Raw genomic sequence first — 20,865 nt, 5'->3', positions numbered from 1 at the left:
CTCTCCTTACTTCACGGCATAGGGCAGCAGGGCGAGGAAGCGGGCGCGCTTGATGGCGCGCGCCAGTTCGCGCTGCTTCTTGGCCGAGACGGCGGTAATGCGCGAGGGCACGATCTTGCCGCGTTCCGAGATGTAACGCTGAAGCAGGCGCGTGTCCTTGTAGTCGATGGCGGGGGCGTTGTCGCCCGAGAAGGGGCAGACTTTCCGGCGGCGGAAGAAGGGTTTGTTGGCCATGATCCTGGTTCCTTTCCCTTAGTTCCGGTCGTCGCGGTCGCGACGCTCGCGACGCTCGCCGCGATCCCCGCGGTCGCCACGATCCCCGCGCTCGCGCTCGTCGCGCTTCTGCATCTGGACCGAGGGGCCGTCCTTGTGCTCGTCCACGCGGACGGTCAGCACGCGCATGACGTCGTCATGCAGGCGGGCCAGGCGCTCCATCTCCTGCACGGCGGCCGAGGGGGCGTTCGAGCGCAGGAAGGCGTAATGGCCCTTGCGGTTCTTGTTGATCTTGTAGGCAAGCGTGCGCACGCCCCAGTATTCGTTGTCCACGACCTTGCCGCCATTGTCGGCGATCACGGTCGAGAAATGTTCGATCAGCCCCTCGGCCTGCGCGTTCGACAGGTCCTGGCGGGCGATCAGCACATGCTCGTAAAGCGGCATGTCTGCACCTTTCATCGGGGCGCACTTCAACGGCGGGACAGCCCTTCCGCGCCCCGCCACGAGAGGCTGCGCCGGTTTCGCATTTGCGGAAGGATGCGGCCTTATAGCGGGCAGGCCGGGGAATGCAAGGATAAATGCCCGGAAACCCCGGAAAGTCGCCCCTGCGGCGATACTGTTTCCGCGCTGCGGCGAAACACGAAAATGTCAGGAAACCCTTGTTGATGCGCGGGCATTTTCTGGCAGAACCATCATGATCTTTTTCAATCGGGAGTTCAGCATGAAATCCATCCTCGCCCCTGTCGCCGCGATCGGCCTGCTTGGCGCCAGTGCCGCGATGGCCGAGCCCGTGGTCTATGACTTCGACCCCTCGCACAGCCAAGTCGTCTTTGAATACAACCACATGGGCTTTTCGACCAGCACCGGCATCATCAACGGCGTCACCGGCAAGCTGACGCTGGATGCCGAGAACCCGGCCAATTCCAGCGTCGAGGCGACCATCCCGCTGTCCGGGCTGCGCACCGTCTCCGAGGAGCTGGACAAGCACCTGTTCGGGCCGGATTTCTTCAACACCGATGCCAGCGGCGCCGTCGCGACCTTCAAGTCGACCAAGGTCGAGCCCGAGGACGACAAGGAGGCGAAGGTCACGGGCGATCTGACGCTGAACGGCGTGACCAAGCAGGTGGTGCTGGATGTCGACCTGAACCAGATTGCCGCCCATCCCATGACCGGCAAGGAGGCCGCCGGCTTCGATGCCGAGGCCGAGATCAAGCGTTCCGAGTTCAACCTGGGCAAGTTCGCCCCGGCGGTCGAGGACGAGGTCGAGATCAAGATCACCGTCGAGGCCGTCAAGGCCGAGTGATCCGCCGGCCGGACCGCAAGCAAAAGGGGCCCCGCGAGGGCCCCTTTTCGTGTCTCGCCTGCCGCGCCTTACATCGGCGTGGGCAGCGGCGTGGAGTCGGTGCGCACCGGCAGGATCGGGTGGTCGATCACCGGCTGATCGCCGGTCAGCGTGCCCAGGAAGGCGGTGATGTCGTCGGCCTGCTCATCGGTCAGCTCGGTGCCAAGCTGCGCCGAGGACATGATCTGCACCGCTTCCGCCAGATCCCAGACCACGCCCGAGTGGAAATAGGGCGCGGTCAGCGCGACGTTGCGCAACGGCGCGGCGCGGAAGACATATTCGTCGTCAACGGTCTGGCTGATCTCGTAGCGGCCCCTGTCGCCGGCGGGCAGCACCTCGGCGCCGGGCTTGGCGATCAGGCCGAAGGGGTGATAGTCCTGCCCGCCGAAGTTCACGCCATAGTGGCAGGCGGTGCAGCCGGTTTCGATGAAGGCTTGCAGCCCGCGTTTTTCCTGGTCGGTCATCGCTGCATCGTCGCCGGCAAGGAAGCGGTCGAAGGCGCTGTTGGGCGTGACCAGCGTGGCCTCGAACTGCTCGATCGCGATGGCGAAATTGTCGAAGGTCACCGGGTCCGCTTCGTCGGGGAAGGCGGCCTTGAAGGATTCGACATATTCCGGCATCGAGTTGATGGTCTTGACCACCTGGTCGGGGGTGTTGCTCATCTCGACACCGGCCTGGACCGGACCCTTGGCCTGTTCGGCAAGGTCGCCGGCGCGGCCGTCCCAGAATTGCGCGGCGTTGAAGATCGCGTTCAGCATGGTGGGGGCGTTGCGCGGCCCTTTCTGCCAGCCGTGCCCGATCGAGGTCGGCAGGCCGTCCACACCGCCAAGGCCGACGTTGTGGCAGGTCTGGCACGAGATCAGCCCGGAGCTGGACATGCGCGGGTCGAAGAACAGCACCTTGCCCAGTTCGATCTTCTCGGCGGTCAGAGGGATGCCTTCGGGATTGTCCTCGGTCTGCTTGATGGCGGTCATCTTTTCGGGAATCGCCTCGAACACCCCCTTGGCTTCCTCGCGCAGGGCGCCGTTGTCGATGGCTTCAGTCTGCGCCATGACCGGCAGAGCGGACAGGGCAAGACTCGTCGCTGTCAGAAAGGGGACGAGTTTCACGTGGGGCCTCCTTTGGCTTGGTGGGCGCGTCTTGCAGCAATCTGCACCAAGACGGCCGGCCTTGCTTTGATCTGGGTCAGATGCCTGCAAGGTTCCGCCTTGTCGGCCCGCGGCTCAACAGCTAATTGCATCAAATGCTGCCGGAAGACCGCCTTGCCCAGATCGTCGCGCGTTTCGAATATCTCGAAGCGCGGCTGCACGCCGGGCCGGCGGCCGAGGAAATCGCCGCGATCAGCCGCGAATATGCGGAATTGAAGCCCGTGGTCGCGCAGATCGGCGAATGGCGCGCCGCGCAGGACGGCATCCGCGAGGCCGAGGCCCTGCTGGCCGATCCCGAGATGCGCGAGCTGGCGCAGGACGAATTGTCGCGCCTGCGCGCCGCGCTTCCCGAGCTGGAACATGCGCTGCGCATCGCGCTGTTGCCGCGCGACGCCGCCGATGCCCGCCCGGCCATCCTGGAGATTCGCCCCGGCACCGGCGGGGAAGAGGCGGCGCTGTTCGCCGGCGACCTGCTGGCCATGTATCGCCGCTTTGCCGAATCGCAGGGTTGGCAGTTCCAGATGCTCGAGTTGGCCGAATCCGACCTGGGCGGCGTGCGCGAGGCGGTGGCGCGGATCGAGGGCGAGGGGGTCTTCGCCAAGCTGAAATACGAATCGGGCGTCCACCGCGTCCAGCGCGTCCCCGAGACGGAATCGGGTGGCCGCATCCATACCAGCGCCGCCACCGTCGCCGTGCTGCCCGAGGCCGAGGCGGTGGATATCGACATCCCCGCCAGCGACATCCGCATCGACACCATGCGCGCCAGCGGCGCCGGCGGCCAGCACGTCAACACCACCGATTCGGCGGTGCGCATCACCCACCTGCCGACCGGCATCGTCGTGACCAGTTCGGAAAAGTCCCAGCACCAGAACCGCGCCAATGCCATGGCCGTGCTGCGCGCGCGGCTTTACGACATGGAGCGGTCGCGCGCCGATGCCGAGCGCGCCGCCGACCGCAAGAGCCAGGTCGGCTCGGGCGACCGCTCGGAACGCATCCGCACCTACAACTTCCCGCAGGGCCGGATGACCGATCACCGCATCGGCCTGACGCTCTATGCGCTCGACCGCATCATGCAGGGCGAGATCGGCGAGATCGTGGCGGCGCTGACCGCGCACGACCAGGCCGCGCGCCTGGCCGCGCAGGGCGCGTGATTCCATGACCGGGGCCGAGGCCCTGCGGCAAGGCGCCGCACGACTCGCCCAGGCCGGCGTGCCCGGCGCGGCCGAGGATGCCCGGCTGCTCCTGGCCCATGCCCTGGACCTGCCGCGCCACCACCTGGCCGCCGCGCTGGCTGCGCCGCTGCCGCCCGAGGCTCTGCGACGTTTCGACGCAACCCTGGCCGCCCGCGCCGCGCGCCAGCCGGTCAGCCAGATCCTGGGCCGCCGCGCCTTCTGGAAGCACGAGTTCCGCGTGACCCGCGACACGCTCGATCCCCGCCCGGAAACCGAGACCCTGGTCGAGGCGGCGCTGGCCGGGCCCTTTGCCTCGGTGCTGGACCTGGGCACCGGCACGGGGGCGATCCTGATCTCGCTTCTGGCCGAGCGGCCGGGCGCGCGCGGGCTTGGCACCGACATCTCGGCCGCCGCGCTGGAGGTGGCGCGAGAAAATGCCAGGACCGTGGGGGTTTGTGCGGATTTCCTTGAATCCGACTGGTTCGCCTCGGTCACGGGGCAGTTCGACCTGATCGTCTCGAACCCGCCCTATATCGCGCTGGACGAGATGGCGCAGCTTGCGCCCGAGGTGCGGGAATGGGAGCCGCGGCAGGCCCTGACCGACGGGGCGGACGGGCTTTCCGCCTATCGCGCCATCGCCGCCGGGGCGCCCGCGCATCTGTCGCCCGGCGGCCGGCTGATGGTCGAGATCGGCCCCACGCAGGGCGCGGCCGTGGCGGCGCTGATGCGCGCAGCCGGTCTGGCCGAGCCCCGGATCCTGCCCGACCTGGACGGGCGCGACCGGGTCGTCGCCGCCCGCAAGCCGCTTTGATCCGGCAAGCTTCCGCGCCTTTCGCGGCTTTTGACGAAATTTTCGCTTGTAAGCGGCGCTGCGGCGTGTTTATTCGCAATTGTGACGGGGGCGCACCGCCCGCGCACGGGTCAGTCATACTCAGATAATCCAGTTTTACTGGTGACGCGGGAGCCGGAGCAAACGCTGCGCCTGCGCTGACACCCGCCTTCGGAATGACCCCAACCTTAGCCGGCCCTTGCCGGACATAAACTGACAACAAGCTGATGAGATCATCCAAATCCCGTTCGCGTAACAAGTCGAACCGCCAGCGTTCGCTGGGCAATATCGTCAACCGCGTCTTCGATTCCTCGGGCCCCGAGGGCAAGGTGCGCGGCACGCCCCAGCAGATCATCGAGAAATACCTGACGCTCGCCCGCGACGCCCAGCTTTCCAACGACCGGGTGGCCGAGCAGAGCTTTCTTCAGCACGCAGAACATTACACCCGCATGCTGGGCGAGGCGCAGCGCGAGCAGGCCGAGCGCCAGGGCCACCAGCACCAGGGCCGCGACGATGATGCCCAGGACGGCAATGGCTCGGCTGCGTCCGAGAACGGCAATGGCCAGAACGGCCATCACGGCCACCGCCAGGACCGTCACGACCGGCGCGAGGATCGCCGCGACGAGCGTCGCGATGACCGCCGCGAGGAACGCCAGCAGCCCGCCCCCCGCGCGGAAGAACGCGCCCAGCCCGCCGCCGCGCCCGCCGATTCCGGGCTGCCGCCGGTGATCGCTGCCGACGAGGATGCCGCCGGCCCGGTGGAAACCCCGGAAAGCGCCGTCCGGTCCGAAACCCCTGCCGAACCGACCCCGGCCGCACCGGCCCCCGCCGAGAACGCGGCAGCCGGGGAACCGGCCGCCGAGCCCGCCCCTGCGGCGCGCCGGCGCAGCAGCCGCACCACCGGGGCGGCCGCGCCGCGCAGCCGCAAGAAACCGGCCGAGGAAGGTGCCAAGGCCTCGGCGAAAACCGGCCGCGGACAGGGTGCCAAGGCGGCAAAGACCCAGGCCGAAAGCGCCTCCGGCGAATGATGCTCAGCGCGGCGCGGCGGCCAGGCCCCGCGCCAGCGCGCAGAATTGCTGCAGCCCGACCTCTTCTGCGCGGGCGGTGGGGGCGATGCCGGCCTGGACCAGCAGCGATTCGATCTCGGGATGCAGCCCCTTCAGCGAGGCGCGCAGCATCTTGCGGCGCTGGTTGAAGCCCGCCGCCACCACCCGGTTCAGCACCGCCGGATCGGCCGGATAGCGCGGCTCGGGCAGGGCGGTCAGGTGGACGACCGCCGAATGCACCTTGGGCGCGGGAACAAAGGCTTCGGGCGGCAGGGTCATCACCACCCGCGCCTTGCTGCGCCATTGCGCCAGCACGGCCAGCCGGCCGTAAGCCTTGCCGCCCGGCTGCGCCACGATGCGCTCGGCCACCTCTTTCTGGAACATCAGCGTCAGCGACTGCCAGAAGGGCGGCCAGGCTGCCGGCGTCAGCCAGCGGATCAGCAATTCGGTGCCGACATTATAGGGCAGGTTCGCGACGATGCGGATCGGCGGCGACAGATGCGCCAGCGGGTCGACCTCCAGCGCATCGCCATGGATCACCTCCAGCCGGCCGGGATAGGCGGCGGCGATCTCGGCCAGGGCGGGCAGGGCGCGCACGTCCTTCTCGATCGCCAGCACATGCCGCGCACCCTCGGCCAGCAAGCCGCGGGTCAGCCCGCCCGGACCGGGGCCGACCTCGATCACGTCGCAGCCGGTCAGGTCGCCGGCGGCGCGGGCGATCTTGGCGGTCAGGTTCAGGTCCAGCAGGAAATTCTGCCCCAGCTGCTTCCTGGCGCGCAACTCATGGCGCGCGATCACCTCGCGCAGCGGCGGCAGCCCGTCGATGGCGCTCATCGCCGTGCCGCCATCTCATGCGCCATGCGCAGGGCGGCGATGACGCTCTGCGCATCCGCGATGCCCTGGCCGGCGATGTCGAAGGCGGTGCCGTGATCGGGCGAGGTGCGCACGAAGGGCAGGCCCAGGGTCACGTTCACCCCGCCGGCGAAATCCAGCGTCTTGATCGGGATCAGCGCCTGGTCGTGATAGGCGCAGAGCGCCGCGTCGTAACGCGCCCGCGCGGCTGGATAGAACATGGTATCGGCCGGCAGCGGCCCGCGCAGGTCGAACCCCTCGCGCCGCAGCCGCTCGACCAGGGGCGCCATCCAGCGTGCTTCCTCGTCGCCCATGACGCCGTTCTCGCCGGCATGGGGGTTCAGCCCGGCGATGGCCAGCCGCGGCTGCGCCAGGCCGAAATCGCGCCGCATCGCGGAATCGGTGATGCGGATCGCCTGCTCCAGCCGCAGGGGCGTCAGCGCCAGCGGCACCTCGGACAGCGGGATGTGGATCGTCACCGGCACCACCCGGCAGGGCGGCTCGACACGGGTCGAGGCCAGCATCATCACCACCGGCACGTCGCCCGCCAGATGCGCCAGATATTCGGTATGGCCGGGAAAGCCGAAGCCGGCGCCGCGCTTCAGCGCCTCCTTGTTGATCGGCAGGGTGCAGATGCCGCCGGCCGCGCCGGACATGGCCAGGTCGACCGCGCGGGCGATGACCTCGACCACCGCCGGCGCATTGGCGGGATCGGGCCGGCCCGGCACCGCCGGCGCCGGGAAGTCATGGCGCAGCACGGCCAGCACGCCCTCGGCCACCGGCTCGCCCGGCGCCGCGACCTCGGCCCAGGCGGTGCCCTCGCGCAGATGCCGCGGATCGCCCAGGAACACGAATGGCACGCCCGAGGCCAGCGCCTTGGGCGCAAGCTCCGGCCCGACGCCCGCCGGCTCGCCGCAGGTCAGGATGATGGGGCGGGCTTCAGTCATCTTCTCCGTTTCCCAAATACCCTCTGGGGGTCCGGGGGGCGAAGCGCCCCCGGTGGCTCAACCGGGCTCAAGGCCGCCGGATGATTGCATTGGCCCGCAACTCGGCCAGGTAGTTGTCGGCAGCCTGGCCGACCTTGCGGCTGAAGATCTGGCTGCGCATCTCTTCACGGTCCGGCAGCGTGTCGGGATCGGGCGCGGCGGCCGTCTCGCCCTCGGCCGTCACCGCCACCGGCGCCTCCGCCGCGGCGCCGGAGGCCAGCAGCGCGGATTGGCGCTTGCACAGCATCAGCAATTCGGCCGCGCCGCCCTGGCTGACCACCGAGGTCTCGTTGTCGTCCAGCACCGCCAGCCGCAGCGCTTCGGAGGCCGGGATCTGGCCTTGCGGCAGGGTCTGGCGCTGGATCTGCTCGGGCGGCAAGCCGCGGGCATGGACGAAAAGATCGGCGCAGCTGTCGGAAAGCGCCGCGATCCGGTTCGCCTCGGCCAGGCTGGCCAGCCGGAAGCGCACGTAGTCCAGCACCTGTTCCCTGGCGCCGGGACGCAGCGCGCCGCGGCTGTCGCGCAGGAAGAACAGCACCACCGCGCCCTCGACGGTCAGGGGCTGGCTGATCTGGCCGGGCTTCATCGACAGGATGATCGGCCGCAACGAGGGCGGCAGGTTCTCCAGCGGCATCCAGGGCAGCCGCCCGCTTTCCTCGGCCGAGGGCGTCGCGGAATGCTGCCGCGCCGCCGCGGCGAAATCCGCCTCCGAGCGCACGCTCTGCACCAGCGATTCCGCCAGGCCCATGGCCTGCGCCTCCTGGCCGGGCGGCGCGGGGATGATCAGTTCGGACAGCGCGACATGGGTGATGCGCGGCGTCTCGATCAGGCGCTGCATTTCCTGGTCCAGCTCGGCGTCGCTGACCTGGACCTGCGGCACCAGGCGCTGGCGCACCACCTCGCGCCAGACAATGCCGGCGGCGACGAAATCGCGGAAGGTCTGCTGCTCGACCCCGGCCTGGGCCAGGGCGCGGGTGAATTCCTCGACGCCAAGATTGGCGCGGCCGGCGAACTCGGCCAGGCCGGCGTCGATCTGGGCGTCGCTGGCGGTGATGCCCATCTGGTTCGCGGCAAACAGGCGCAGCCGGTCGTCGATCAGCGCCTGCTCGGCCGAGGCGCGGTCGGCATCGGGCGCGCGCAGGATCTGCAGGAAGCGGATGCGCTGTTCCAGCTCATAGCGGGTGACGGCCGAATCGTTGACATAGACCAGCGGCTGGAACGGATTGCCCTGCGCAAAGGCCGGGGCCACCCCGCCTGCTGCCAGCATCGCGGCCATGGCCGCCCCCAGAAGAATTCGCCGCATCAGCTCCCTCGCCGCATGGTTTCGCCGGACATTAGCGCAGGCAGGCGCGGCGCGCCACCGTTCCCGGACCGGGCTTTTGCTGGCCGAAGCCGCCCAGCCGGATGCCCAGGTCCAGCCGGGTGTCCGGCCGCACCTCTTCCGATGAGGTAAAGCGCCGCTCGACCGACATTTCGACGGTTATGCATTCATTGCGGTATTCCAGGCCCAGCTGCGCTTTTTGCGCGCGATCGGCGGTGAAGTCATACCGCGTCTCGGTCGTGGCCCACCAGCCGGGCGCGACCTGCCAGCCCCCGGCCATGGTCAGTTCCGACACATCCTTGTCGCGGCTTTCGCCTTCATCCGAATCAAGCCAGAGATAGCCGGCCGAGACCTGCAGTCCCGGCCTGAACCAGCCCAGCCGCAGCTCGTTGCGGCTGATCGAGAAACCGTCGTCGAACAGCGCGCGGTTGGCGATGGCAAGCCCGTTCGACCCCGAGTAATGTGCCGCCAGCAGCCAGTCCGAGCGCTTGCCGCCCAGGGGGCCGCCGTCCCAGAACCCCGGATCGGTGGCGCCGCTTTCGAAGGCCGCGTCGGCCTCGTCGCGAAAGACGCGCCCGGCGGTCAGGCCGATGGACCAGCCGGCCGGGTCGATCCGGGTCCAGCCGATGCCCAGGTTGGCGCGCCAGCCCGATTCGCGCGCATCCCAGCCGGGAAAGCGGTTCAGCGCGAACAGGTTGCCCTCGTCGAATTCGATCAGCTGGCTGTCCTCGTTCGGCACCTTGTCCTCGGCGTCGCGTTCGGGCGACCAGACCAGCTGCGCCACCGGCTCGACGATATGGGTGATGCCGCCGGAATGGCGGGCGAAGGGCCAGCGCAGCTCGGCCGCCAGCACCGGATCGGCCCGCACCACCCAGTCGTCATAATCGCTGTCCTGGTTGATGCGGTAGAAATCGGCGTCCAGCCGGGTCTCGACCGCGCCGACCAGCCCGCCGGGCAGAATCGCGCTGCGATACCAGTCCAGCGCGACCGAGCCCCGCGCCATGTCGCGGCCGTCGCGATCCAGCGAGGACGAGCGGCGGTGGGCGTGCAGCGACCATTCCAGGCTGGCGATGCCGCCGATCCGGCCGGGCGTCCAGCGCCGCTTCCACAGCGCATCGGCGACGACCGAGGGGGTGAACTCATCGGCCTCGTCCTCGCGCAGCGATTCGTAATTGCCGATCCGCGCCATCATCATGCGGTCGCGGCGCACGCGGTCCAGCGTCAGCCCGCTCCACAGCCGGTCGGCGCTGGAGATGTCGTAATCCAGCAGATAGGCGCGGTTGCTGGCCATCTGGATCTGCAAGCCCAGCATGTAGCCGCGCGGCAGCTCGAACCGCGCGCCGCCGAACAGATAGCCGCGGGTGCGACCCTGCTCGATGCTGTCGCGCGAGATGGCGCCGTTCCATTCCATCGCGCCGTTGCTGAAGGCCTGGCGATAGCGCAGCTCCAGCGTGCGGGTGCGCGAAACGGCGACATAGGGCGTCAGCGTGATGTCCGCATGATCGCCCAGCGTGACGAAATAGGGCAGCTTGATGCCGAACCCCAGCCCCGAGGTGGTGCGGAACTGCGGCCGCAGGAATCCGGTCATGCGCTCGACGCTGGGATCGGGCGCGGTCAGCCAGGGCAGGCTGGCGATGGGCAGGCCAAGCGCGCGCAGCTGCGGACGGTCGAAATGCAGCTTGTTCGTGCGCGCATCATGGGTGATGGCCTGGGCGCGGATTTCCCACAGCGGGATCGGGTTCTCGGCGCAGATCTGGCAGCTGGAGGCGACGACATTGTCCAGCCGGGTGACGGCGCCATTCTCGCTGCGGCGCATCTCGCGCGCGGCCATCTGCATCTCGCGCGCCAGCACCAGCCGGGCGCCGCGCAGGATGCCGTCCTGCATGTTCGGGTCCAGCTGGGCGCTGTCGGCGATCAGGATGGTTTCCTGGGGCGTGCCGGCGCGGGCCGGTTCGGTCAGGTGGATCGGCCCCTCGATCACCGCCGAGCCGGTTTCGTTGTCATAGACCACGCGCGAGGCAACCAGCCGCGCGCCGCGATACCAGATCACCACCCCGCCCGAGGCGGTCAGCCGGTTGTCCGCGCCCAGCGTGACCTGGTCGGCCAGCAGCGTGGCCGGGCTGCCGGTGCCCTCGGCCTCGCTGCCGGTGATGCGCAGGCCGCCGGGCCGGGCGGCGACGCGGGGCGTCTGCGACGCCTCGGTGCCGTCGGCGAAGCGGGCGCTGTCATCGGGGCTTTCGGTCGGGGCCAGCGCCGGGCCGGCGGGGCCCTGCGGCACCTCTTCGGGCTGGTCATAGACCGGCAGGGTCTGGCCCTCGGGCGTCAGGCTTTGTCCCAGCGCCATGCCGGGCAGCATGGCCGCCAGCAGCGCCGCGCGCGCCGTTTTCGCAGTCTTGCGTCCCTTGTGCCTGCGCGCCATCAACCGTCCTCCAGCCGCAAGAGTGCCCCGAGGGCGAAAAGCAGCGCCACGACGGGCGGCGCCCAGCCGGCCAGCGCCGGCGGGATGCCGCCGTTGTCGCCCAGCACCTGCGCCAGGTTGCGCAGGAAGAACAGCGCGATGCCGCAGCCGAAGGCGCCCAGCACCAGAAGCCCCATCCGGCGCCCGCGCATGTGGCGCATGGTGAACACCGCCGCGATGGCGATCATGGCCGCCATCAGCAGCGGCCGGGCCAGTTCCATCTGGAACCAGACCTTGTGGCGCTGGGCGGAAAAGCCCGCCCGCTCCAGCCCCTGGATAAAGGCAGGCAACTGCCAGACCGGGATCGCCTCGGGCCGGCCGAAGCTGTCGCGGATGCGGGCGGCGGTCAGGTCGGTCGGCAGCTCCAGCCGCGGCGCGGTGCGGGCCATGGCCTCGGGGTTGGGCTGGGTCAGCGGCCATTCCTTGGTGTCCGTCAGCTCCCATGCGCCCTGGGTCAGCCGCGCGGTGGCGGCGTCGATACGGCGGGTCGGCCCGATCTCGGGCGAATACACCATGAAGGTCGCGTCATACAGCGTCGTGGCATCGGGGCTGGCGCGGCTGGCGCGGATGACGACCTGGCCCGCGGTCTCGGCCCCGTTCGCGTCCAGCTCGGGCAGGGCCTGGCGCAGCCAGACCGCATTGTCGCCGACGCTGACGGTCTGGCCGCCGCCGCTGCGCATCTGCGCGACCGCGTCGTCATAGCGCTTGGTCGTCGCCGCCACCATCGGGTTCAGCACCGCGACCGCCAGCATCCCGGCCAGCGCCGCCGTGATCGCCGGGGCGCAAAGCACCCGGATGCCCGAACGCCCCGAGGCGCGGATCGCCACCAGTTCCGAGCTGCGCGACAGGCCCAGGAACAGCGCGATCCCCGCCAGCACCGTGATCAGCGGCAGGATGGAATAGAAGCTGGCGGTGATGTTCAGCAGCGACAGGCCCGCCGCGCCCGAAAGCCCGATATTCTCGTCCGAGAAGCGGCGGATCTGCTCGACCACGTCGATCAGGAACAGGATGGCGCCAAAGATCGCCGCGATCATCACCAGCATGCGCAGGAAGCGCCGCGCGACATAGGTGGACAGGATCATGCCGCGCCCCCTTTTGCCGCGGTCGCCTTGGCGGCGCCGCGCAGCCGCCGCGGCCGGGCGGCAAGCCACAGCACCGCGGCGCAGATCGCAGCGCCGACCAGGGGCGAGACATAGATCAGCGGCCAGCGCGCGGCATTGCCGGCGACCTGGTTCTCGGCCGCCGTGCTGAGGAACTGCACCACGATCAGCGCCACCACCGCCCAGATCACCTGCCGCCAGACGCCGAAGCGGCTGAAGCCGCCCAGCAGCAGCATGCCAAAGCCCAGCAGCGCCGCCACCGGCGCCTGGAAGGGCTTGGCCAGCCGCTCATGCGCCTCGGCCAGGGCGCGGTCGGGGGTGGCGCCGGTCGCGGCCAGCAACTCGGGGTCGGGGTCCAGCAGCCGCGGCGTCGAATAGGCGCGCAGGTCGCGCTTGCGGCTGGCACCCGTGTCGATCAGCGTGCCGAGGTCATAGGCCAGTTCGGAGAACCGCGTCACCGACAGGCTTTGCCGGTCGCCGGCATGGCGCAGGTCCTGCACCATGCCCTGCATCATCACCAGCCGCGGCCCCTCGTCGGTCCTGACCAGCAGCGCCTCGGCCGCGGTATAGGTGGTCTGGCTGCCGGGGTCGCGGGCGTCCTCGAGGAAGAAGTCCACCAGACGCCCGTCCGCCGCGATGTCGCGGATGTAAAGCGTGACCCCCTGCACCGGATACTGGAAGGCGCCGGCGCGCAGGAATTGCGCGGTGACGTTCTGCGCGATCTCGGCCTGGCGGTCGGCCAGCCGTCCGCGCGCCATCGGCACCACGGCATGGACCAGCAGCGCCACCATCAGCCCGACCAGCACGCCAAAGACCAGCACCGGCCGCGCCAGCCGCCAGGGCGACATGCCCGTCGCCTGCATCGCCACCAGCTCGGATTCCGAGGCCAGCCGGTTGGTGCCATAGGCGCTGGCCGCGAAGGCCGCGATCGGCAGCACGACCGAGATCACCAGCGGCAGGGTCAGCGCGGTGAACTCCAGCACCACCAGCGCCGTCTGCCCGTCCGAGATCAGCTGCTCGAACAGCGAGACGGCGCGGTTGATCCAATAGACCGAAACCAGCACCAGCGCGAAGAACCCGAACAGGGTCAGCAGTTGCGACAGGATGTAGCGGTCGATGCGGGGCATGGGGGCTTTCGCGGGCTCGGACCCCGCCTGATTAGCCGCTGCGCGGCGGTTGGGAAAGCCCCGGCTCTGGTCAAGCCGCGCGGGCGTGACTAGTTTCCGCCAAGACAGAGCAACGCGAGGGGCGGGACCATGACTCATCCGGTCGAAATTTCCTTTACGGCGACGGATGTCGCGGGGCTGGCCGAGCGGCCCGGCCGCGTCGCCATCCTGGTGCCCAAGGCGGGGCGGTTGCCCGCCGGACTGCCGCGCGCCACGCGCGAGGCGCTGGGGCGCGCCTTCGCCTCGGAGGCATGGAAGGCGGTCAAGCCCGGCAAGGCGCTGGAACTGGCCTTTCCCGCCGGGCTGAAGGCCGAATCGCTGCAGGTCGTGCTGCTGCCGGCCGATGCCGACGTGGCGACGGCGCGGGCGGCGGGCGCCAGCATCGGCGCCAAGCTGGGCAAGGCCGAGACGCTGGTGCTGGCCGGCAACCATGCGCGCGCGGCCGAGGTCGCGCTGGGGCTGGCGCTGCGGGCCTATGACTTCTCGGCCTACAAGACGAAGAAATCCGGCAATGGCGCCGCCGCCGAGGGAGAGGCCCCGGCCGAGCCCGCCGCGACCACCAGCCGCACCGGCGCGCCCCAGGATGCGCGGCTGTCCGATGCGGCAGGCACCGACGATCCGGCATCCGAGCCGACCCAGGGCGCCACGCCGCGCGGCCGGGTGATTTTCATGCACCAGAACCCCGAGGCGCTGGCCCGCGCCGCGGCCGATGGCGCCGCCCTGGCCGAGGGGGTGTTCTTCACCCGCGACCTGGTGAACGAGCCCGCCAACGTCCTGACCACCGGCGATTTCGCCGACCGGCTGCTGGCCATGCGCGAGCTGGGCCTCGAGGTCGAGGTGCTGGAAGAGGACGAACTGGCCAAGCTGGGGATGCGCGCGCTGCTGGCCGTGGGGCAGGGTTCGGAAAGCCCGTCCAAGGTCGTGGTCATGCGCTGGAACGGCGGCGGCGATGCCGCGCCGCTGGCGCTGGTCGGCAAGGGCGTGGTCTTCGACACCGGCGGCATCTCGATCAAGCCCGCCGCCGGCATGGAAGAGATGACCATGGACATGGGCGGCGCGGGCGTGGTCGCCGGCGTCATGCGGGTGCTGGCGCTGCGCCGGGCCAAGGCCAATGTCGTGGGCCTGGTCGGCCTGGTCGAGAACATGCCCGACGGGCGCGCCCAGCGTCCGGGCGACATCGTCCGCTCGATGAAGGGCGACACGATCGAGGTGATCAACACCGATGCCGAGGGCCGGCTCGTGCTGGCCGATGTGCTTTGGTATGCGCAGCAACGCTTCAAGCCCGCCGCACTGGTCGACCTGGCGACGCTGACCGGCGCCGTCATCATCGCGCTGGGGCATGAGAATGCCGGCGTGTTTTCCAACGACGACGCCTTCGCCACCGCGGTGCTGGACGCCGCCAAGGCCGAGGGCGAGGGCGCCTGGCGCCTGCCGCTGGGCCCGGCCTATGACAAGCTGATCGATTCGCGCCTGGCCGACATCAAGAATACCGGCGGTCGCGCGGCCGGCTCGATCACCGCGGCGCAGTTCCTGCAGCGTTTCGTGGGCGAGGGCCTGCCCTGGGTCCATCTGGACATTGCCGGGGTGGCGCTGCCGCCCGCCGAGACCGGGCTTGCGCCCAAGGGCGCATCCGGCTGGGGGGTGATGACGCTGGACCGGCTGGTGCGCGACCGTTTCGAAAGGCGGGGCTGATGGGCTCGGCCCTGTTCTATCACCTGACCCGCTCGGGCCCGGTGCAGCTCTTGCCGATGCTGATCGGCAAGAGCCTGCAGGCGGGCTGGCGGGTCGAGCTGCGGGGCAGGGACCGGGCGCGGCAGGTGGCCCTGGACGAACGGCTGTGGCTGGGCGAGGGCTTCCTGCCGCATGGCCTGGCCGGCGGGCCGCATGACGCCCGCCAGCCGGTGCTGCTGACCGTCGAGGGCCAGGCGGCCGCCAATGACCCGCGCTGCCTGATCGCGCTGGACGGGGCCGGGGTGTCGGCTGCCGAATGCCTGGCGCTGGAACGCGCCTGCATCGTCTTCGACGGCAATGACGCAGAGGCGCTGGAGCGCGCCCGGACGCAATGGCGGGCGCTGAAGGCCGAGGATGTCGCCGCGGAATACTGGTCCGAGGCCGGCGGCCGCTGGGAACGCAAGCAGTAGGGCGGGGCGGACGCCTCCGAGCTTCTCGCCGGACCATCCGCCCTGGCGCCGACGCGACGGACAGGGCTCAGGGGCGGGAACAGCATCCCCGCGGCCTCGCCGCCACAAGGTCGCGCAAGGGCGAGGCGGCCGTCTTCAAGGGGCTGCGTAACCCACAGGACACGCTGGAAATCGCGGCGCTTTTCCGTCGAGGAGATCGTGGCAGAGGGCCGGGGGCTTCCTGCCCCGGAACCAACTCGGAAACGGGCCTGCGAGCGGGCACCGCTTGCGTTTCCGGGCCGCCCGTCGGCAGCTGCGACAGGGTCGGCAGGCTCGCACGGCTAATCCGCAAACTGCGCCCCGGCACGCATCAACTGCACCGGCAAGCCGCTGCAATGCAGGAAGTCCCAGGGTCTGAAGGCCAGGATCTGAAGGGATGGGATGGTGCTGCGAGAGAGGATTGAACTCTCGACCTCTCCCTTACCAAGGGAGTGCTCTACCACTGAGCTACCGCAGCGCCGTGGACGGGGCTTTAGACCGACTGTGCCGGGCGTGCAAGGGGGAAGATCGGGAAAAATGCATTTCGCCGATCGTTGCCGATCGCCGCGCGGCCAGGGCGCCGCCGCTGGACGCAAGCCGGCAAGGACGCTAACAGAAAGGCATGACAAGAACACCCCGCGATCCCCAGGACGATACACGCGAAGCGCGGCTCAAGGCCGCGCTGCGGGCCAATCTCGCGCGGCGCAAGGCGCAGGGGCGCGCGCGGGCCGGGACATCGGCGGAAACGACGAACGAGCAGCATGGGCCAGGGATGCCGCCAAGCCGGCAAGTGCCCACGAACGAGGAATAGATGGACCAGATCATTGTAAGGGGGAACGGGCCGCTCAAGGGCGAGATCCCGATCGCCGGCGCCAAGAACGCCTGCCTGGCGCTGATGCCGGCGACCCTGCTGACCGACCAGCCGCTTACGCTGACCAATGCGCCGCGGCTCTCGGACATCCGCACCATGACCGCGCTCCTGCAATCGCTGGGGGCCGAGGTCGCCAGCCTCCAGGACGGGCAGGTGCTGGCGCTGTCGAGCCACGACCTGACCAGCCACCGGGCCGATTACGACATCGTGCGCAAGATGCGCGCCTCGATCCTGGTGCTGGGGCCGATGCTGGCGCGCGACGGCCATGCCGTCGTGTCCCTGCCCGGCGGCTGCGCCATCGGCGCCCGGCCGGTGGACCTGCACCTGCGCGCGCTCGAGGCGATGGGGGCGGAACTCGACCTGCGCGAGGGCTATGTCCATGCCAAGGCACCCTCGGGCGGCCTCAGGGGCGCGGTGATCGACTTCCCGCTGGTCTCGGTCGGGGCGACCGAGAACGCGCTGATGGCGGCGACGCTGGCGCGGGGCACGACCGTTCTCAACAACGCCGCGCGCGAGCCCGAGATCGTGGACCTGGCCGAATGCCTGCGCCGCATGGGCGCGCAGATCGAGGGTGAAGGCACCTCGACCATCACCGTCGAGGGCGTGCAGGCGCTGGGCGGCGCCACGCATCCGGTGGTGACGGACCGGATCGAGCTGGGCACCTATATGCTGGCCCCGGCGATCTGCGGCGGCGAGGTCGAATGCCTGGGCGGCCGCATCGACCTGGTCGCCGCCTTCTGCGAAAAGCTGGACGAGGCCGGTATCGAGGTGGTCGAAACCGGGCGCGGGCTGAAGGTCGCGCGCAAGAACGGCCGGATCCGCGCGGTCGACGTGGTGACCGAACCCTTCCCGGGCTTCCCGACCGACCTTCAGGCGCAGATGATGGCGCTGCTCTGCACCGCCGAGGGCACGTCGGTCCTGGAGGAGCGGATCTTCGAGAACCGCTTCATGCATGCGCCGGAACTGGCGCGCATGGGCGCCCGGATCGAGGTTCACGGCGGCCACGCCACCGTCCACGGCGTCGAAAAGCTGCGCGGCGCCCCGGTGATGGCCACCGACCTGCGCGCCTCGGTCAGCCTGATCCTCGCCGGGCTCGCCGCCGAGGGCGAAACCATCATCAGCCGCGTCTATCACCTGGATCGCGGCTATGAGAAGGTGGTGCGCAAGCTGCGCGGCGTCGGCGCCGATATCGAACGCATCAAGGAGACCCCCGCCGATGGCTGACGCCCGTTTCACCGATGCCGATCCCGCGCCGCTGGCGCTGCTGGCCGGCGATGCCGACGACCTGACCGTGATCTCGACGCTTACGCAGGATGCGATCCTGCCGGTGACCGAGATCGCCTATGACAGCCGCCACCGCCAGCTGGCGCTGCTCCTGAACCGCTTTCGCTGGGAGGATGCCGAACTCGCCCGCCGCGACGGCCGCCCCTATGAGCGGGTGCGCTCGGTGCTGCTGATCTCGGACGTGCAGCGGGTGCTGAGCGACGGCATCGACCGCAAGGACAAGGATCTGGTCCTGGAACTGCTGGCCCTGACATGGCAGGCGGGCGAGGATGGCACCGGCCGTCTGCTGCTGGAGTTCGCCGGCGACGGCACGCTGGCCATCGACGCGGAATGCCTGAACGTCGAGCTGCGCGACGTGACGCGGCCCTATGTCGCCCCCTCGCGCTGCGCGCCCCAGCATTCCGACACTTGATCCGCCGCGCACTTCAGGGTGCGCGTACGCCGGTTTCGCGGCCGGATGGGTATTTGGGGAACGAAGAAGACGAGCGCTTCTCTGTTCCACAAATACTCGAATCCGGCCTTGCATCCCGCGCTGAACGGGCAGGTTCAGCGCTGCCATAGCCGCTTGAGCCCCTTGCCCGCAGCGGCTAACAAGGGCGGGTCATTGAAGGCTCGAGCCATGCCCATCCACCTTTCGACCGCCCAGCCCGATTTCGCCGAACGCTTCGCCGCGCTTCTTTCGATGAAGCGCGAGGATGCGGCCGATGTGAACGATGCGGTGGCGGCGATCATCGCCGATGTGCGCAGCCGGGGCGACGACGCGCTGGTCGAGTTGACCGGGCGTTTCGACCGCCTGGCGCTGACGCCGGAAACGCTGGCCTTCTCGCGCGAGGAGATCGCCGCGCAGACCGCGAAGGTCTCGGCCGAGGATCGCGCCGCCTTGGCCATGGCTGCAAGCCGCATCCGCGCCTATCATGCCCGGCAGATGCCTGACGATCTCAGCTGGACCGATCCCGAGGGCGCGACCCTGGGCTGGCGCTGGACGCCGGTCGCGGCCGCGGGGCTCTATGTGCCGGGCGGGCAGGCGAGCTATCCCTCGTCGGTGCTGATGAATGCCATTCCCGCGCGGGTGGCGGGGGTCGAGCGGCTGGTGGTCTGCGTGCCGACGCCGGGCGGCGTGGTGAACCCGCTGGTGCTGCTGGCGGCCGAACTGGCCGGGGTGGACGAGATCTATCGCATCGGCGGGGCGCAGGCGATCGCCGCCATGGCCTATGGCACCCGGACCATCCGGCCGGTGGACAAGATCACCGGCCCCGGCAATGCCTATGTCGCCGCGGCCAAGCGGCAAGTCTTCGGCCGTGTCGGCATCGACATGATCGCCGGCCCCTCGGAGGTGCTGATCATCGCCCAGGGCGCGCAGAACCCCGAATGGCTGGCGCTGGATCTGCTGGCCCAGGCCGAGCATGATGCCGATGCCCAGTCGATCCTGGTCACCCCCGACGAATCCTTGGCCCGCGCCGTGGTGGCCGAGGTCGAGCGCATCCTGCCGACCCTGCCGCGCGCCGAGGTGGCGGGCGCCAGCTGGCGCGATTATGGCACGGTGATCGTGACGCGCGACCTCGACGAGGCGGCGGCGCTTTCGGACCGGCTCGCCCCGGAGCACCTGGAGCTTTGCGTCGACGATCCCGAGGCGCTGGCGGAAAAGACCCGCCATGCCGGGGCGATCTTCCTGGGCGGCTGGACGCCCGAGGCGGTGGGCGATTATGTCAGCGGTCCCAACCATGTCCTGCCGACGGCGCGCTCGGCGCGGTTCTCGTCGGGCCTGTCGGTGATGGATTTCCTCAAGCGCAGCACCATCGCCCGGCTCTCGCCCCAGGCGCTGGGGGCGATCGGCCCGGCCGCGGTGCGGCTGGCCGAATCCGAGGGGCTTTCGGCGCATGGCCGCTCGGTCTCGGCGCGGCTGGCGGTTCTGAACGGGGGGCAGCCATGAGCCAGTCCACGAACCGGCTGTGCCGGATCGACATCGACGACAGCGCCCTGCCGCCGCCCACGCCCGAGATCGAGCAGGACCGCCGCGTCGCGGTCTTCGACCTGCTCGAGGACAACAGCTTCATCCTGCCCGGCCGCGAGGGGCAGGAGGTTCCCGCCGGCCCCTATGCCCTGGCGCTGGCGGTGCGCGAACGCCGCCTGGTCTTCGACATCGCCACCGAAGCGGGGGACAAGGTGGCCGAGTTCCACCTGTCGCTGGGTCCGTTCCGGCAGACGGTCAAGGATTACTTCCAGATCTGCACCAGCTATTTCGACGCGGTCAAGCGCCTGCCGCCGGCGCAGATCGAGGCGATCGACATGGCCCGGCGCGGCATCCACAACGAGGGCGCCCGCACCCTGCAAGAGCGGCTGGAGGGCAAGGCCGAGGTCGACATAGACACGGCGCGGCGCCTGTTCACCCTGATCTGCGCGCTCATTCCGGGGTGATTCGTGGTCGGACCGATTCCCCATTCGGTGCTGTTTTGCTGCGACCACAACGCCATCCGTTCCCCCATGGCCGAGGGGATGATGAAGAAATTCTACGGCCGCGCCGCCTATGTGCAGTCGGCCGGGGTCAAGAACGACATGGAGATCGACGGCTTCGCCATCGCCGTCTGCAAGGAGATCGGGGTCGAGCTTTCGACCCATCGCGCCCGGTCCTTCGAAGAGATGAAGGCCTGGGGCGACGACCTGACCAGCTTTGACCTGGTGATCGCCCTTTCGCCGGCCAGCCAGAGGCAAGCCCTTGAACTGACGCGGGTTTCGCATCTGGACGTGGAGTATTGGCCGATCATGGACCCCAGCGGCCTGGCCGAGGGGCGCGAAGCCAAGCTGGCGCTTTACCGCACCGTGCGCGACCAGATCCGCAAGCGGATGATCGAGCGTTTCGGCCCGCCGACCGAAGGCTGAAGAAAACTTCCGCGCGCTAACGGAATCTTAGCCTATTGGCG

Annotated in this window: 21 protein-coding genes, 1 tRNA gene and 1 pseudogene; 12 read left to right on the top strand and 11 right to left on the bottom strand. The window is 69.7% G+C overall.

The window, feature by feature from the left end:
• Positions 1-6 precede the first annotated feature (6 nt).
• Positions 7-234, bottom strand: a complete 228-nt coding sequence (gene rpsR, locus IT40_RS05940) for a 30S ribosomal protein S18 (protein ID WP_011747229.1) — start codon at positions 232-234, stop codon at positions 7-9.
• A gap of 18 nt (positions 235-252) precedes the next feature.
• Positions 253-657, bottom strand: coding sequence for a 30S ribosomal protein S6 (rpsF, locus tag IT40_RS05935; protein ID WP_036751761.1), 405 nt, complete (start codon positions 655-657; stop codon positions 253-255).
• A gap of 277 nt (positions 658-934) precedes the next feature.
• Here rpsF and IT40_RS05930 point away from each other — a divergent pair, with 277 nt between their 5' ends.
• Positions 935-1,516: a YceI family protein gene (locus tag IT40_RS05930; protein WP_036751846.1), complete on the top strand. Its 582-nt coding sequence runs from the start codon at positions 935-937 to the stop codon at positions 1,514-1,516.
• A 68-nt stretch (positions 1,517-1,584) separates the two neighbouring features.
• On the opposite strand, the gene IT40_RS05925 is transcribed toward IT40_RS05930, so the two are convergent.
• Positions 1,585-2,607: a cytochrome-c peroxidase gene (locus IT40_RS05925; RefSeq protein WP_052095761.1), complete on the bottom strand. Its 1,023-nt coding sequence runs from the start codon at positions 2,605-2,607 to the stop codon at positions 1,585-1,587.
• A gap of 191 nt (positions 2,608-2,798) precedes the next feature.
• Here IT40_RS05925 and prfA point away from each other — a divergent pair, with 191 nt between their 5' ends.
• The 3 genes from prfA to IT40_RS05910 all read left to right on the top strand — a co-directional run bounded on the left by prfA (position 2,799) and on the right by IT40_RS05910 (position 5,732).
• Positions 2,799-3,854 (top strand): peptide chain release factor 1, encoded by a 1,056-nt coding sequence (gene prfA, locus IT40_RS05920; RefSeq protein WP_036751759.1) that lies wholly within the window; start codon positions 2,799-2,801, stop codon positions 3,852-3,854.
• Between the two features lie 4 nt (positions 3,855-3,858).
• Positions 3,859-4,686: a peptide chain release factor N(5)-glutamine methyltransferase gene (prmC, locus tag IT40_RS05915; protein ID WP_036751757.1), complete on the top strand. Its 828-nt coding sequence runs from the start codon at positions 3,859-3,861 to the stop codon at positions 4,684-4,686.
• Positions 4,687-4,931: 245 nt separating this feature from the next.
• Complete coding sequence (locus IT40_RS05910; protein ID WP_036751755.1) at positions 4,932-5,732, top strand: DUF4167 domain-containing protein; 801 nt, start codon at positions 4,932-4,934, stop codon at positions 5,730-5,732.
• A 3-nt stretch (positions 5,733-5,735) separates the two neighbouring features.
• Here the strand turns inward: IT40_RS05910 and rsmA are convergent, their stop codons facing one another.
• The 7 genes and pseudogenes from rsmA to lptF all read right to left on the bottom strand — a co-directional run bounded on the left by rsmA (position 5,736) and on the right by lptF (position 13,594).
• On the bottom strand, positions 5,736-6,584 hold the full coding sequence (gene rsmA, locus IT40_RS05905; RefSeq protein ID WP_036751753.1) for a 16S rRNA (adenine(1518)-N(6)/adenine(1519)-N(6))-dimethyltransferase RsmA: 849 nt from the start codon (positions 6,582-6,584) through the stop codon (positions 5,736-5,738).
• Positions 6,581-7,549 (bottom strand): 4-hydroxythreonine-4-phosphate dehydrogenase PdxA, encoded by a 969-nt coding sequence (gene pdxA, locus IT40_RS05900; RefSeq protein ID WP_036751751.1) that lies wholly within the window; start codon positions 7,547-7,549, stop codon positions 6,581-6,583. The genes rsmA and pdxA overlap by 4 nt, the downstream gene beginning before the upstream one ends.
• A gap of 67 nt (positions 7,550-7,616) precedes the next feature.
• A complete protein-coding gene (locus IT40_RS30425; protein WP_275600387.1) occupies positions 7,617-8,426 on the bottom strand; it encodes a peptidylprolyl isomerase in 810 nt (269 codons plus the stop codon).
• Positions 8,427-8,501: 75 nt separating this feature from the next.
• Positions 8,502-8,903, bottom strand: a pseudogene (locus tag IT40_RS30420) (SurA N-terminal domain-containing protein); the annotation flags it as partial.
• Positions 8,904-8,922: 19 nt separating this feature from the next.
• On the bottom strand, positions 8,923-11,328 hold the full coding sequence (locus IT40_RS05890) for an LPS-assembly protein LptD (RefSeq protein ID WP_036751746.1): 2,406 nt from the start codon (positions 11,326-11,328) through the stop codon (positions 8,923-8,925).
• Positions 11,328-12,449: an LPS export ABC transporter permease LptG gene (gene lptG, locus IT40_RS05885; RefSeq protein WP_036751842.1), complete on the bottom strand. Its 1,122-nt coding sequence runs from the start codon at positions 12,447-12,449 to the stop codon at positions 11,328-11,330. The genes IT40_RS05890 and lptG overlap by 1 nt, the downstream gene beginning before the upstream one ends.
• On the bottom strand, positions 12,446-13,594 hold the full coding sequence (gene lptF / locus IT40_RS05880; protein WP_036751744.1) for an LPS export ABC transporter permease LptF: 1,149 nt from the start codon (positions 13,592-13,594) through the stop codon (positions 12,446-12,448). The genes lptG and lptF overlap by 4 nt, the downstream gene beginning before the upstream one ends.
• Before the next feature lie 129 nt (positions 13,595-13,723).
• On the opposite strand from lptF, the gene IT40_RS05875 reads away from it, so the two are divergent.
• Both IT40_RS05875 and IT40_RS05870 read left to right on the top strand, forming a co-directional pair.
• On the top strand, positions 13,724-15,325 hold the full coding sequence (locus tag IT40_RS05875; protein ID WP_036751741.1) for a leucyl aminopeptidase: 1,602 nt from the start codon (positions 13,724-13,726) through the stop codon (positions 15,323-15,325).
• Positions 15,325-15,774 (top strand): DNA polymerase III subunit chi, encoded by a 450-nt coding sequence (locus IT40_RS05870; protein ID WP_036751739.1) that lies wholly within the window; start codon positions 15,325-15,327, stop codon positions 15,772-15,774. Before IT40_RS05875 ends, IT40_RS05870 begins: the two co-directional genes overlap by 1 nt.
• A 421-nt stretch (positions 15,775-16,195) precedes the next feature.
• Here IT40_RS05870 and IT40_RS05865 read toward each other — a convergent pair.
• Positions 16,196-16,270: transfer RNA gene (locus IT40_RS05865), tRNA-Thr, on the bottom strand.
• A 144-nt stretch (positions 16,271-16,414) separates the two neighbouring features.
• On the opposite strand from IT40_RS05865, the gene IT40_RS29940 reads away from it, so the two are divergent.
• The 6 genes from IT40_RS29940 to IT40_RS05840 all read left to right on the top strand — a co-directional run bounded on the left by IT40_RS29940 (position 16,415) and on the right by IT40_RS05840 (position 20,824).
• On the top strand, positions 16,415-16,603 hold the full coding sequence (locus IT40_RS29940; protein ID WP_084196879.1) for a hypothetical protein: 189 nt from the start codon (positions 16,415-16,417) through the stop codon (positions 16,601-16,603).
• Positions 16,604-17,887, top strand: coding sequence for a UDP-N-acetylglucosamine 1-carboxyvinyltransferase (murA, locus tag IT40_RS05860; RefSeq protein WP_036751737.1), 1,284 nt, complete (start codon positions 16,604-16,606; stop codon positions 17,885-17,887).
• Positions 17,880-18,359 (top strand): DUF2948 family protein, encoded by a 480-nt coding sequence (locus tag IT40_RS05855; protein WP_036751735.1) that lies wholly within the window; start codon positions 17,880-17,882, stop codon positions 18,357-18,359. The genes murA and IT40_RS05855 overlap by 8 nt, the downstream gene beginning before the upstream one ends.
• A gap of 207 nt (positions 18,360-18,566) precedes the next feature.
• Entirely contained in the window at positions 18,567-19,877 is a 1,311-nt protein-coding gene (hisD, locus tag IT40_RS05850) for a histidinol dehydrogenase (RefSeq protein ID WP_036751733.1), read from the top strand.
• Entirely contained in the window at positions 19,874-20,362 is a 489-nt protein-coding gene (locus tag IT40_RS05845) for a UPF0262 family protein (RefSeq protein WP_036751731.1), read from the top strand. Before hisD ends, IT40_RS05845 begins: the two co-directional genes overlap by 4 nt.
• Before the next feature lie 3 nt (positions 20,363-20,365).
• Positions 20,366-20,824 carry an arsenate-mycothiol transferase ArsC gene (locus IT40_RS05840; RefSeq protein WP_036751729.1) on the top strand — a complete coding sequence of 153 codons (459 nt, stop codon included), beginning with the start codon at positions 20,366-20,368 and terminating at the stop codon, positions 20,822-20,824.
• Positions 20,825-20,865: the final 41 nt, after the last annotated feature.

The sequence above is a fragment of the Paracoccus versutus genome, assembly GCF_000763885.1.
Taxonomy (GTDB): domain Bacteria; phylum Pseudomonadota; class Alphaproteobacteria; order Rhodobacterales; family Rhodobacteraceae; genus Paracoccus; species Paracoccus versutus.
Note: the sequence above shows the minus strand (reverse complement) of the source record. Positions and strands in the feature narration are given on the sequence as shown.

Bases quoted from the DNA above. Each gene is read 5' to 3' on its own strand.
- rpsR (WP_011747229.1), bottom strand. From the start codon at position 234: ATGGCCAACAAACCCTTCTTCCGCCGCCGGAAAGTCTGCCCCTTCTCG.
- rpsF (WP_036751761.1), bottom strand. From the start codon at position 657: ATGCCGCTTTACGAGCATGTGCTGATCGCCCGCCAGGACCTGTCGAAC.
- IT40_RS05930 (WP_036751846.1), top strand. From the start codon at position 935: ATGAAATCCATCCTCGCCCCTGTCGCCGCGATCGGCCTGCTTGGCGCC.
- IT40_RS05925 (WP_052095761.1), bottom strand. From the start codon at position 2,607: ATGGCGCAGACTGAAGCCATCGACAACGGCGCCCTGCGCGAGGAAGCC.
- prfA (WP_036751759.1), top strand. From the start codon at position 2,799: ATGCTGCCGGAAGACCGCCTTGCCCAGATCGTCGCGCGTTTCGAATAT.
- prmC (WP_036751757.1), top strand. From the start codon at position 3,859: ATGACCGGGGCCGAGGCCCTGCGGCAAGGCGCCGCACGACTCGCCCAG.
- IT40_RS05910 (WP_036751755.1), top strand. From the start codon at position 4,932: ATGAGATCATCCAAATCCCGTTCGCGTAACAAGTCGAACCGCCAGCGT.
- rsmA (WP_036751753.1), bottom strand. From the start codon at position 6,584: ATGAGCGCCATCGACGGGCTGCCGCCGCTGCGCGAGGTGATCGCGCGC.
- pdxA (WP_036751751.1), bottom strand. From the start codon at position 7,549: ATGACTGAAGCCCGCCCCATCATCCTGACCTGCGGCGAGCCGGCGGGC.
- IT40_RS30425 (WP_275600387.1), bottom strand. From the start codon at position 8,426: ATGCAGCGCCTGATCGAGACGCCGCGCATCACCCATGTCGCGCTGTCC.
- IT40_RS05890 (WP_036751746.1), bottom strand. From the start codon at position 11,328: ATGGCGCGCAGGCACAAGGGACGCAAGACTGCGAAAACGGCGCGCGCG.
- lptG (WP_036751842.1), bottom strand. From the start codon at position 12,449: ATGATCCTGTCCACCTATGTCGCGCGGCGCTTCCTGCGCATGCTGGTG.
- lptF (WP_036751744.1), bottom strand. From the start codon at position 13,594: ATGCCCCGCATCGACCGCTACATCCTGTCGCAACTGCTGACCCTGTTC.
- IT40_RS05875 (WP_036751741.1), top strand. From the start codon at position 13,724: ATGACTCATCCGGTCGAAATTTCCTTTACGGCGACGGATGTCGCGGGG.
- IT40_RS05870 (WP_036751739.1), top strand. From the start codon at position 15,325: ATGGGCTCGGCCCTGTTCTATCACCTGACCCGCTCGGGCCCGGTGCAG.
- IT40_RS29940 (WP_084196879.1), top strand. From the start codon at position 16,415: ATGACAAGAACACCCCGCGATCCCCAGGACGATACACGCGAAGCGCGG.
- murA (WP_036751737.1), top strand. From the start codon at position 16,604: ATGGACCAGATCATTGTAAGGGGGAACGGGCCGCTCAAGGGCGAGATC.
- IT40_RS05855 (WP_036751735.1), top strand. From the start codon at position 17,880: ATGGCTGACGCCCGTTTCACCGATGCCGATCCCGCGCCGCTGGCGCTG.
- hisD (WP_036751733.1), top strand. From the start codon at position 18,567: ATGCCCATCCACCTTTCGACCGCCCAGCCCGATTTCGCCGAACGCTTC.
- IT40_RS05845 (WP_036751731.1), top strand. From the start codon at position 19,874: ATGAGCCAGTCCACGAACCGGCTGTGCCGGATCGACATCGACGACAGC.